We start from the raw sequence: 11,700 nt of genomic DNA on the forward strand, positions 1-11,700 counted from the left end.
CGACGACCCATGGACCAGTCCGGCGCCAAACTCCTACCCTTCTACCTCGTCATCGACGTGTCCTGGTCGATGAGCCTGGCCGGCAAGCTGGACGCCGCCAACGCCATCATGCCGGCCATCGTCGACGCCCTGGCCCAGCAGCCGATCCTGGTCGACAAGGTGCGGTTCGGCCTGATCGACTTCTCCGACGACGCCCGGGTCCGGCTGCCCCTGTGCGACCTGCTCGACCCGGACCTGACCCTGCCCGCGCTGTCCGTCCGTGGCGGCACCAGCTTCGCGGCGGCGTTCACCCTGCTGCGCCGGGAGATCGAGGCGAACGTGGCCCAGCTCAAGGCCGACCAGTACGTGGTGCACCGGCCCGTGGTGTGGTTCATCAGCGATGGCGAGCCCACCGACGACGACCCGGTCTGGCGTGCCGCCTTCCAGGAGCTGACCTCCTCAAAGGCGTACCCGAACGTCATCCCGTGCGGCGTCGACCAGGCCGACGTGAACGTCATGGGCTCGCTGATCCACCCGTCCAGCGGGGCGAAGAAGATGGCCCTGTACATGATGGACCCGACCTTCCAGCCGGCGAAGGCGATCACCTCGATGGCCGAGGTGTTGATCTCCAGCATGATCCAGTCCGGGCACAGTCTGGCCTCCGGCAGCACCGGGGTGGTGTTGCCGCCGAAGACCAACCTGCCGGCCGGCATCACCCAGTACGACCCGGACGACTTCGTCTGATGACCACCCCACTGCTGCCGGTGTACCTCCTCGTCGATCTGGCCGACACCGGCGTCCCGGCCGGCAAGGAGGAGCTGCTGAACCACGACGTCGACGCGTTGGTCGACTGGCTCGGGTCGGATCCGACGCTGGTCGAGCAGGTCCGGGTCTGCGTGCTCGGCTTCACCAGCGAGGTGATCTACGACCTGCCGATGACCGCCCCCGCCGACATCGGCCGGCTGCCCCCGATGCCGGTCGGCGGCCCCCGGTCGTACGCGGCCGTGCTGGCCGAGGTGCGTCGCCGGGTCGGCACGGAGCTGGCCGAGCTGGAGATGGACCTGCCGATCGCGGGACCGCTGGTGGTGCTGCTCACCGACGGCCCGCCCGCGCCGGACGACCAGTGGGAACCGGCGCTGCGGGAGCTGGTCGACAACCCTCGACAGCTCACCCTGATGCCGGTCTGGTGGGCGGACAGCCGGGTGCCCGGGCTGCCGGCGTATCCCGTCGGCGTCGGGCACCGCCGTGCCGTTCCCGGCGCCGGCGGCCTGCTCCGGGTCGTCGAGTCGCTGATCCGGAGCCACCTGAGCCAGCCGGACGCCCGCGTCGAGCACGTCCACGACGGGCACGAGCGGGATGCACACGCCCGTGCCGAGCACGTCCACGACGGGCACGAGCGGGATGGACGCGCCCGCGACGGGTACGGCGCGACGACGCGGGCCGGGCGCACACCGCCCGGCCCGCGTCCGGCCGGTGTGCGGGGCGCCGCGCCCGTGCCGCCGCCGCGGCCCGCGGCGGAGCCGGAATGGGTCGGCGACTTCCAGCCGTACGCGGTGGGGCATCCCGGCCAGGCGGCCGTGGTCCGGCCGGCGCCCGACCCCGGCGAGTGGGACCGGCGGGACACCGTCCTCGACGGCGTCTGCCTGCGTGACGCGACCGGCGAGCCGGCCCTGGAGCTGCGCGCCGCCAGCGTGCGGGGGCTGTCCCACCGCTTCTACGGCACCGTCCGGCAGGACGACTACGCGTTCCGGTGCACCGCCGACCAGCGGTACCTGGTCGCCGTCGTCTCGGACGGGGTGTCCAACAGCAGGCTGTCGCACAAGGCGGCCAACCTGGTGGCCCGGGTCGGCGCCGCCGAGGTGGCGAGGATGCTCGACCAGCGACCGCCGGAGGACCTGGACTGGCCGGAGCTGCTGCGTCAGCTCTCCGACCGGGTCGTGCTGCTCGCCGAGAAGCTCGTCGAGCCGCCGCCCGACGGAGGCCGGCCCGGGTACGGCGACGTGGCCCGGCATCTCGCCGCCACCGCCCTGTTCGCCGTGGTCGGGCTGCGCCGCGTGGACGGGGCGACCCCGGTGTGTCTCTTCGCGGTCGGCGACTCGTCGGCCTGGGTGCTGCGCCAGGGTGTCCGCTGGGAGCCGCAGCAGCCGGTCAAGAACGCCGACAGCGTGATCGCCACCGCCAGCACGGACGCGGTTCCGGTGAAACGGTCCGACTTCGACCCGCCGGTGACGACCCTGCTGCACGCCGGGGACGTGCTGGTCCTGATGACCGACGGGGTCGGGGACCCGCTGGGCGACGGGGTCGGCACGGTCGGCCGGTTCCTGGCCGGGATGTGGGCCCGCCCGCCGGCGCCGTTGGCGTTCGCCGCGCAGGTCGACTTCGCCCGGCGGTCGCAGGACGACGACCGCACCGCCCTCGCGGTCTGGCCGGAGTGACGCCGTGGCCGACGGGATCCTCGACCGGGACGGGCTGGGCGGGCTCGGCCCCCAGATCGGGGAGGGCGGTCAGGCCCGGGTGTTCCACGCGCCGGGGTTGACGCTGCCGGACGCGCCCGGCCCGCTGGTGGTCAAGGAGTACAAGCCGGGCTGCGCGCCCCCGGCCGGGCTGCGGCGGCTGGTCGCGTTCCGCGCCGGCCTGGACCCGGACCGCCGGGACCGGCTGGACCAGCTCGCGGCCTGGCCGCTGCGGGTGGTCCGGGACGGCGACCGGACCGTCGGCGTCGTGCTGCCGCTGATCCCGGACACGTTCTTCCAGGACCGGGTGCTGCCCGGCACCGGTCGACGCGACCTCGCCCCCCGGGAGGTGCAGAACCTGCTGATCCCGCCGGCCCGGGCGCGCCAGGTGGGCATGCCGACGCCGACCGTCGAGCAACGACTGGTGATCTGCCGGGACTTCGCCGCCGCCCTGCACTTCGTGCACCAGCACCAACTGGTCGTCGGCGACCTGAACGCCCGCAACGCCCTGTTCCGGACGACCGGGCGGCCCGCCGTGATCCTGGTCGACTGCGACGCGATCCGGGTCCGGGGCCGGGTCGCCAGCCAACTCAACGCCCCGGACTGGGAGCCGCCCGAAGCGCAGCTCACCCAGTCCTCCGACTGCTACAAGTTCGGGCTGTTCGTGCTGCGCTGCCTGAGCACCGGCGAGCAACGGTCCACCACCCGGGACCCGGACCGCGCCGACGCCGCCCTCGACGAGGAGGGCCGCCGCCTGCTGCGCGCGACGCTGCGCGCCGTTCCCGCCGAACGCCCGACCGCCTGGGACTGGGGCAGCTACCTCCAGTTCCGGCTCACCGGCCGGCGGCTGCCGCCCCGGCCCGCGTCACCGGTCCGCGCGACCGGCACGGTCGCCACGACCGGCTGGGTGCGGGACCCGGTGACCGGCCGCTGGACGCCGGGCCGGGCCGGGCCGTGATCCCGCGCTGCACCGTCTGCGGGCGGGCGGGGCCTGGCACGCGGCACGTGTCGCTGCACGGCGAGACGACCTGCGTCGGGCATCCCGTCCGGGTCCGGTGCGTGTTCTGCGGGCGGCCCGACGCCGACCCGCGTCCGGCCGGCTGGCAGCCGTTCGACCAGACGCTGCTGCGCTGCCCGACCTGCCTGGTGGACGCCGTCGAGACCCCCGGGCACCTGCGCCGGTGGCTGCCCGTGGCACGCGCGCGGCTCGCCGAGACCGGCGTGACGCTGCCGACCCGGGTACGGGTGCGCCTGGTCGGCCCGGCGGTGGCCCGGTCGCGGCTGCCGACGCCGCACGACGGCCTGCTGCTCGGGCTGACCGAGCTGGTGACCGACGGACACGGCCGGACCCGGGCCACCGGCATCGCCGTGGTGGCCGGGCTCCCGCCGGTGATCTTCGGGCGGACCGTCGCGCACGAGATCGGGCACGCCTGGCTCGCCCAGCACGGGTACGCGCCCGTCGCCCCGCCGGTGGCGGAGGGGATCTGCGAGCTGTTCGCGTACGCCTGGCTGCGGCGGTGGCCCGCCCCGGTGGCCGAGCGGCTGCGGGACCAGATGCGCGCCAACCCCGACCCGGTCTACGGGGACGGCTTCCGCGCCGTGCACGCCGCCGTGACCCGCCACGGGCTGCCCGCCGTGCTCGACGCGGTGGCCCGTACCGGTCGGCTCCCACCCCCGGGGACCGGCGCGACCGCCAGCCGTCCGTCAGATCCGGGCGTGGGCACGACACCGACCGGACCGGATCCGACCGCCTCGCCGGGGGAGCGACGATGACCCCTGACCACCCGGACGGGCTGCCGGCGGACGTACGGGACCGGATGGTCGGGATCCTCACCGCCGCGCTCACCGACGCCTGGAACGCGGCGCTCGCCGCCGGGGCCGCGCCGGACGACCTCGCCGAGATCGTCGCCGACCGGCGGCGGGCCGTCGCGCCGCCACCGGGCGCCGAGCCGACGCCGTGACCGGAGCCCGCCGCCCGTCGGACCGGCGGTGACCGGAGTCCCGCCGGGGGCAGCCGTACCGCCGACCGGCCGTCCCCCGACCCGGTGGTCCGGGCCGACCGCGGGGCCAGTCACCGCCGCCGGCCGCGTCACGGCAGCGTGGCGCTGCTGACAGCCCCCCGGTCCAGGGTGGACGATGGCCGGCATGACGTCCGGACCGGCGACGCCGGCATTTCCGTCCCCCGGAGCGTCCTTCATCGGGCGCAGATCCGAACTCGACCGCCTCGGCGACTGGCTCGCCGCGACCCGGGACCACGTCCCCGCCACCGGGTTCGTCAGCGGTGAGGCCGGCGTGGGCAAGAGCCGACTGCTGCGGGAGTTCGCCGCCGCGGCCCGCCGCGCCGACGCGACGGTCCTCTGGGGCGGCTGCGTGGCGCTGGGCACCGGGTCGCTGCCGTACACGCCGCTGCTCGACGCGTTGCGCCGGCTGGTCCGGGAGCGTGGCGAGGAGGCGGTACGGCGACTCGGCGGCCCGGCGTACGCGGAGCTGAGCAACCTGGTCTCCGACGGCGGCGCGTCGCCGGGCGAGCCGAACCCCCAGCGGCGGGTCTTCGACGCGATCCTGCGCCTGCTCGACCGGATGGGCGCGCACGCGCCCACCGTGCTGATCTTCGAGGATCTGCACTGGGCCGACCCGTCCACCCTGGACCTGGTGCTCTACCTGACCCGGGCGTGGACCGACGAGCGGGTGCTGCTGCTGGGCAGTTACCGGTCCACCGACCTGGACCGGCGGCACCCGCTGCGGGCGCTGCTCGCCGAGCCGGACTTCACCCGCCGGATCCGTCGGCTCGACCTGCCCCGCTTCACCCGGGACGAGCTGGAGCTGTTCCTCCGGGACGCCGCCGGCGGCGAGGTGGACGAGCGCCTGGTCAGCCGGTACTTCGAGCTCTCCGAGGGTAACGCCTTCTTCGTCGAGGAGCTGATGGTCGCCGGCGTGCTGACCGACCCGGCGACGGCCCGGCTGCCCGGCTCGCTGCGTGACGTGATGCTGTCCCGCTTCGAGCTGCTCGGCGAGGACGCCGCCGACGTGATCCGGGCGGCGGCCACCGCCGGCCGCCGGGTCGGCCACCGCCTCCTCGCGCAGGTCTGTGAGCTGCCCGACCGGGCGCTGCTCAGAGCCCTGCGGGAGTGCGTGGACAAGCACATGGTGGTGACCGAGCCGGACGACGACAGCTACGTGTTCCGGCACGCGCTGCTACGCGAGGCGGTCTACCAGGATCTCCTCCCCGGCGAGCGGATCCGGCTGCACGCGGCGCTGGCCCGGGCGCTGTCCAGCGACCCGGCGCTCGGTCTCGCCGAGGACCTCACCGCCGCGGCCGAGCTCGCCCACCACTGGTTCGCCGCGAACGACCATGCGCAGGCGTTGCGGGCCACGGTGCGGGCGGGGGACATGGCCGTCCGGGTCCGGGCCTTCCGCGAGGCCGAGCAGCAGTACCATCGCGCGCTGGACCTGTGGTCGAGGCTGGTCGACCCGGAGTCGCTGGCCGGGATGCCCCGGGAACGCGTGCTCGTCGCGGCGGCGGACGCCTGCCGGTGGTCCGGTCACGTGGACCGGGCGGTGCAGCTCGTCCGTGCCGCCCTCGCCGAGGTGGACCCGGCCGTCGACCCGGGACGCGCCGGTGAGCTGTACGAACGGCTCGGCAGCTACCTGTGGGAGGCCGGCGCGAGCGACGAGTCCCACCGGGCGTACCAGCAGGCCGCGGAGCTGCTGGCCGGGCAGCCGCCCACCGCGGTGACCGCCCGGGTGCTGGCCGGACTCGCCACGGCGGACGTGCGGGCCGGCCGCTACGCCGAGGGGCGGCGGGTCGGCGTCGAGGCGGTGGCGATGGCCCGCTCGGTCGGGGCCCGCGCCGAGGAGGGCCGGGCGCGCAACACCGTGGGTGTCGCGTCGACCATGCTGGGTCAGGCGACCGAGGGGGTGGCGGACCTGCGGGCCGCGCTGCGCATCGCCGAGGCCGTCGACCACCTGGAGGACCTGGTCCGGGCGTACGGGAACCTCGCCGTCGCCCTGGAGCACGCCGGCCGGCTCACCGAGTCGGTCACGGTGGCCCTGGACGGCCTCGAGCTCGTTCGGCGACGGGGTCTGGAACAGACCCGGGGCGGCGGGGTGCTGGCCAACAATGCCGCCGCCACCCTGGTGCTGCTGGGCCGGTGGGACGAGGCCACCGCCATCGTCGAGGACGTGCTCCGGCACCGGCCGGTCCAGGAGACCAGCTACCCCCGGCTGACCCTCGCCGAGGTCAAGGTGGCCCGGGGCGCGTTCGACGAGGCGGCGGTGCTGCTCGCGACCGTCGGCGAGGCCACCGGGGCGACCGGTGACCCACGGTTCCGGGGGCCGCTGTACACCTGCGCCGCCGAGCTGGCCATCTGGCGCGGTGACCTCGACCGGGCCCGTTCGACGGTGGCGGACGGTATGGCCGAGCTCGTCGGCGTGGAGAACGAGCTGGTCCTGCTCCGGCTCGCCGCGGTCGGGCTGCGGACCGCCGCGGACGAGTGCCTGCGGGCGCGGGCGCTGCCCGACGCGGCGCCCGCCGGCCGGGACGCCCTGGCCCGGGCCGACGAGCTGCTGGCGCTGGCCCGTCGGGTGACGCCCGACCCGTCCGACTCCGCCGAGACCGCCGCGTTGCTGCGGCTCTGCCTGGCCGAGCGGGCCCGGGCCGACGCCGCCGACGACCCGGCCGGCTGGGCCTCGGTCGCCGACGTCTGGTCGGCCCTGGACCGCCCCTACCCGGCGGCGTACGCGCGCTGGCGGGAGGCGGAGGCCGCGGTCGTCGCCGGTCGACCGGACCGCGCGGCGGAAGCGGCGCGGTCCGCGTACGGGGTGGCCGTGCGGTTGTCCGCCGAGCCGCTGCGCGCCGAGCTGACGGCGCTGGCCCGGCACGCCCGACTGGACCTGACCGGCGGGTCCGAGCCACCCGCGCCGCCGGAGCCGGCCGCCCGCCCGGACCCGTTCGGCCTGACCAGCCGGGAACGCGAGGTGCTCGGGCACCTGTGCGCCGGCCGCACCAACCGGCAGATCGCGGCCGAGCTGGTGATCTCCCAGCGGACGGCGAGCGTGCACGTCTCCCACATCCTCACCAAGCTCGGCGTGCCCACCCGGGCCGCCGCCGCGACGCTGGCCCACCGGCTGCGTCTGGTCGACGGCGACGGGGAACAGGTGACGGGCCGGTCCGCGCCCCGCCAGCCGGCCGACCGCGACCGGCCGATCGCCCGACCCACCCCCCGCCCGTCCGGCGCCAGCACACCCGGCCGGCCAGAAACCCGCAATACGCAGAGAAACGTAAGCGACGGGTAGTGACGGGATCCGGGTCGGGGCGTACTGTCCACACCGGAATCAGCCGTTCGTCGAGTCTGGGGGAAGCGGTGGCCCGGAGAGCATTGGTGATCGGCGCGCAGACCAAGGACCTGACCGGAGTCGACAATGACGTCAGGGCGATGACCGGGTCGCTGTGCCGTCGCGGATTTGCCGTCGAGGCCCGGGTGGGCGCCGACGCCACCCGGGCCGGGATAATCGACGCCTACGAGAGCCTCATTGCCGAAGTCGGCCCGGACGACACGGTTTTCGTCTATTACAGCGGCCACGGTGGATATCTTGAGCCGCCGGAGGAGCCGGCGGACGGGGCGTCCGCCGGAATGGCGATGCAGTTCATCGTCCCCACCGATTACCACGAGTCGACCGACGACGACTTCCGGGGCGTCACCGCCGTCGAGCTGTCCGTGCTCCAGGCCCGACTGACCCGGGTGACCCGCAACGTCACGGTGGCGCTCGACTGCTGCCACGCGGCGCACATGTCCCGGGACCCGGACCTGCGGGTCAAGGCCCTGTTCCGGGCGGAACGCGGCGCCTGGTCGACGACGTACGAGCGGGTCGCCGAGCACCTGGCGGAGCTGCGGCGCGGCGGGCTCCGGGTGGACCTGCGCCACCCGGTCGGCGACCGGCACGCGGTGCGGCTGGTCGCCTGCGCCCCCGAGCAGTCCGCGTACGAGTACACCAACCGGGACGGGGTCCGGATGGGCTTCCTCACCGAGGCGCTGACCCGGGCCCTCGACGACGCGGGGGAGCTGCCGCTGACCTGGCACGCGTTGATGGAGGGGGTGCGCCACCGGGTGCTCGGTCTCGCGCCGGACCAGCGCCCCGGGGTGGAGGGCCCGTCCAGCCGGCTGCTGTTCACGCTGACCGACAGCGACCCGATTGTCGCCCTGCCGGTGCGGCAGGCCGGCCCCGGTCGGGCGCACCTGCCCGGCGCGGTCCTGCTCGGCGTCCAGGTCGACGACGAGTTCGCCGTCGTGCCGGCCGACGCGGCGGGGCCGGACGCCGCCACCGACGTCGGCGCGGCCCGGGTGGACCGGGTCGGCGGGTTGTCCGCGCAGGCCGTCCTGCGGTTGCGTGCCCCCTGGACGGAGCTGCCGCCCGGCGCCCGCGCCCACCGGACCAGGGCCGCCGCCCCGGCTCTGCCGGTCCGGGTGCCGCACCCCGACCAACGGACCGCCGACCTGGTGGCGGCCATCGCCCGCAGCCCCCTGACGCGGCTGGCCGGCGAGGACGAGGCGGCCCCGGTCGAGGTGCGGATCGACGCCGACGGGTACGTCCTGCGGGACCGGATCGGGCCGCTGCACGAGCCCCGGCCGCTCGTCCCGGCCGAGGTCCCGCGGGCGGTCGACAACCTGGAACGGCTGGCCCGGGCCGCCGCCCTGCGTGCCCTGAGCGAGGATCCCCGGCACACCCTCGACGATCCGGTCGCCGTCGAGTGGGGGCGGGTGGTGGCCGGCCGGCCCAGCCCGCTGCCCACGTCCGGGGCCGTCGTGTACGAGGGCGACGCGGTGTACGTGCGGGTGCGCAACGACGGCCCGGCCCCGTGTCACGTCTCGCTCGTCGACATCGGGGTGTCCGCCCGGATCACCGTGCTGACCGACACCGACCAGGTCGGGGTGCGCCTGGCCCCCGGCGCGGAGTACGTGTTCGGCCTGGACGAGCTCGACGAGCGGCTCTGCGGCGTGCCGCTGAGCTGGCCGGACGGGCTGGCCCCGGACGCCGGCCGGCTGGAGACGATCCTGGTCCTGGTCACCTCGACGCCGCAGGACGTCGGCCTGCTGCAACAGGGGGCGGTGCGCAGCGTCCCGGCCGACCGGTCCCCACTGGAGCAGCTTCTGGCCCAGGTCTCCACCGGCGGGGCGCGGGATCTGACCCGGCAGACCGGCCGGGCCGTGCGGTACGCGGTGCGGACCATCGACTTCGACCTGCTGCCGGCCGCCCCGCCGGAGGCCGAGACCGCCCGGTTCCTGGTCGACGAGCGGCCGCCGCCGTCGGCGCGGCTACTGGCCCCCCGGGGCGTGGCGACGCCGACCACGGTGGCGGTCCGCCTCGACGAGCTGGTCGTGCACCGCAACCGGGCCCTGGGCAGCGCCGACGTCCGGGTGGACGCGGTGGTGCTCACCGGTGGCGGTGACCCCGGGCGGCCGGTCTACCGGGCGCAGACCGAACGGTTCAGCGACATCGGTGACGGTCAGCGCCTACCGCTGGACCGGATGCTGCTCTACCACGGCCCGGCGGTCGACTACCTGGACATCGCCGTCTGGGTGTCCCGGGACTCCACCGGCAGCCTGGCGCTGAGCGACCTGCTCCGGGACGGTCTGACCCACACCGAGACGCAGGCGGCCGGCGCGCAGCTCGCCGGCCTGGTGGTGGCCGCCCCGCAGGCGGCGGCGGCCGTCGCCGCCGTCGGCGCGGGCGCGGTGGTGATCAACCTCGCCTACCGGCTGTTGCGGGGGGTGGTGGGCAACAGCATCGGCCTGTACCGCACCTCGTTGCTCGCGCACGAGGAGTTCGGCGTGGGCCGGCATCCGGCGCGGGGGCAGCGACGGGCCCAGGACTTCTCGTTCGTGTACACCGTCGAGGCGGTCGGCTGACCCGGCCGGACCGCGTCCGTACCGTCACCGGCTTGCGCCGTGCGCGGCGTAAGGGATCGAGCTGAGCAGACAGGAGAGGGTGGAACATCATGAGCCGTAAGCGCGTCATCATCGGACAGTCCGAGTGGGGTGTCGACGAGCGTGACGTCGACACCGTCGTCGAACAGATCAAGACCGCCCTGGCGGAAGGCGCCGTCGCCGAGCTGGTGCTGCTGGACGGCGCCGGGCGGCCGGTGACGGTCTACCTCAACGGCCGGGCGGCCGTGACGGTCGTCGTGGACCTCGACCGGGACCCGCGTCCCAGCGAGATCTCCTGACGGCCGGTGACGCCGGCCCGGCGCCCGCCCGGGCGCCGGGCCCGCTCATCCGACGGTGACCCGGACGGCCCGGACCACCGGCAGCAACCCGACCCGCTGCGCCCGCAGCACCGTGGTCAACCGGTCGGAGGTGCCGAACTTGCGGTACATCCGTTCCTGGTGCTTGGCCACCGTGCGCGGCGAGAGATCGAGGCGGTGGGCGATCGCCACCGCGGTCAGCCCGGCCGCGAGCAGTTCGAGGATCTGCTGCTCACGGTGGGTCAGCCCGGGGCGGTCGCCGGCGTCGGCGCCCCCCTCGTCGGCGACCGTGGACAGGGTGTGGGGGCGGGCCCAGGAACGCGTGAGGGTCCGCAGCGCGGCGCGCTGCGCGGCGTCGAACCCGGCCACCCCGTCCTCGATCAGCGCGGCCAACCGGCCGGGCCGCGAGCCGGCGTCGCTCCACCGCCACCGGCCGTCCACCCGACCCAGGTCGCCGAGGCTGAGCCCGGTCAACACGAGGGCCCGCAGCAGTCGGGGGTCGCCACCGGAGGCGGTCACGAGCAGGCGCCGGGTGGTCGGCTCGACCGGGCCGTCGAGCACGTCGGCGAGGAGACGGTCGGTCGACTCCGGGGTGGAGGTGGACGGGAGCAGACGGGTCGGCATGGCTTCCTCCCTCACTCGTACGGGCGGGCGGGGTGGTCCCGAACGCCCACCGACAGCGTCCCGCCGCGCCGCCGGTCGGCCCATGGTGCGGATGACGTAGTCGACCCCGACGGGGGTACGTATTTGTCGCCCCGCCCACCTCAGGCCCACCCGGCGGCGATCCACCGCTCGGCGTCGCCGTTACCGCGGCCACTGATCGGGGTCACGGTAACGGCGGTCGGGTCGCCCGGGGACCGGTCGCGCAACCGAATTACGTACACCTGCGGACCGCTGCCGGAAACGGCGCGGACCGGCATTTACGAGGGGCCGGAGAAAACCGCTGGCCACGCCGTTCCGGGTCACTCTCCGCACCTTTGCCGGTACGCGTACGAGTAGCGGATGTTCCTTGACGTAACGGGTCGG

The 11,700-nt window shown here is 75.4% G+C and carries 9 protein-coding genes; 8 read left to right on the top strand and 1 reads right to left on the bottom strand.

Annotated features, from left to right (window positions below; genetic code table 11):
* Positions 1-9 precede the first annotated feature (9 nt).
* From O7606_RS04210 to O7606_RS04245, 8 genes are all read left to right on the top strand, one after another.
* Positions 10-723, top strand: coding sequence for a VWA domain-containing protein (locus O7606_RS04210; RefSeq protein ID WP_281597690.1), 714 nt, complete (start codon positions 10-12; stop codon positions 721-723).
* Positions 723-2,414: a protein phosphatase 2C domain-containing protein gene (locus O7606_RS04215; protein ID WP_281597691.1), complete on the top strand. Its 1,692-nt coding sequence runs from the start codon at positions 723-725 to the stop codon at positions 2,412-2,414. The genes O7606_RS04210 and O7606_RS04215 overlap by 1 nt, the downstream gene beginning before the upstream one ends.
* A gap of 4 nt (positions 2,415-2,418) precedes the next feature.
* Complete coding sequence (locus tag O7606_RS04220) at positions 2,419-3,390, top strand: protein kinase (protein WP_281597692.1); 972 nt, start codon at positions 2,419-2,421, stop codon at positions 3,388-3,390.
* A 47-nt stretch (positions 3,391-3,437) separates the two neighbouring features.
* On the top strand, positions 3,438-4,205 hold the full coding sequence (locus O7606_RS04225) for a protein DA1 (RefSeq protein WP_281597693.1): 768 nt from the start codon (positions 3,438-3,440) through the stop codon (positions 4,203-4,205).
* Positions 4,202-4,393: a hypothetical protein gene (locus tag O7606_RS04230; RefSeq protein ID WP_281597694.1), complete on the top strand. Its 192-nt coding sequence runs from the start codon at positions 4,202-4,204 to the stop codon at positions 4,391-4,393. The genes O7606_RS04225 and O7606_RS04230 overlap by 4 nt, the downstream gene beginning before the upstream one ends.
* Before the next feature lie 184 nt (positions 4,394-4,577).
* The gene (locus O7606_RS04235; RefSeq protein ID WP_281597695.1) at positions 4,578-7,727 is read left to right on the top strand and encodes an AAA family ATPase; all 3,150 of its coding nucleotides are present in this window, start codon (positions 4,578-4,580) and stop codon (positions 7,725-7,727) included.
* A gap of 86 nt (positions 7,728-7,813) precedes the next feature.
* Positions 7,814-10,339, top strand: a complete 2,526-nt coding sequence (locus O7606_RS04240) for a caspase family protein (protein ID WP_281597696.1) — start codon at positions 7,814-7,816, stop codon at positions 10,337-10,339.
* Positions 10,340-10,428: 89 nt separating this feature from the next.
* Complete coding sequence (locus O7606_RS04245) at positions 10,429-10,656, top strand: hypothetical protein (protein WP_281597697.1); 228 nt, start codon at positions 10,429-10,431, stop codon at positions 10,654-10,656.
* A 45-nt stretch (positions 10,657-10,701) separates the two neighbouring features.
* Here the strand turns inward: O7606_RS04245 and O7606_RS04250 are convergent, their stop codons facing one another.
* A complete protein-coding gene (locus O7606_RS04250) occupies positions 10,702-11,298 on the bottom strand; it encodes a LuxR C-terminal-related transcriptional regulator (RefSeq protein ID WP_281597698.1) in 597 nt (198 codons plus the stop codon).
* Between the last annotated feature and the right edge of the window lie 402 nt (positions 11,299-11,700).

Origin of the sequence: Micromonospora sp. WMMD882 (genome assembly GCF_027497255.1) — a bacterium.
Classification (GTDB): domain Bacteria; phylum Actinomycetota; class Actinomycetes; order Mycobacteriales; family Micromonosporaceae; genus Micromonospora.

What these genes read in the sequence shown, in the direction of transcription:
- O7606_RS04210 (WP_281597690.1), top strand. Translation starts at nt 10, where the DNA reads ATGGACCAGTCCGGCGCCAAACTCCTACCCTTCTACCTCGTCATCGAC.
- O7606_RS04215 (WP_281597691.1), top strand. Translation starts at nt 723, where the DNA reads ATGACCACCCCACTGCTGCCGGTGTACCTCCTCGTCGATCTGGCCGAC.
- O7606_RS04230 (WP_281597694.1), top strand. Translation starts at nt 4,202, where the DNA reads ATGACCCCTGACCACCCGGACGGGCTGCCGGCGGACGTACGGGACCGG.
- O7606_RS04235 (WP_281597695.1), top strand. Translation starts at nt 4,578, where the DNA reads ATGACGTCCGGACCGGCGACGCCGGCATTTCCGTCCCCCGGAGCGTCC.
- O7606_RS04245 (WP_281597697.1), top strand. Translation starts at nt 10,429, where the DNA reads ATGAGCCGTAAGCGCGTCATCATCGGACAGTCCGAGTGGGGTGTCGAC.
- O7606_RS04250 (WP_281597698.1), bottom strand. Translation starts at nt 11,298, where the DNA reads ATGCCGACCCGTCTGCTCCCGTCCACCTCCACCCCGGAGTCGACCGAC.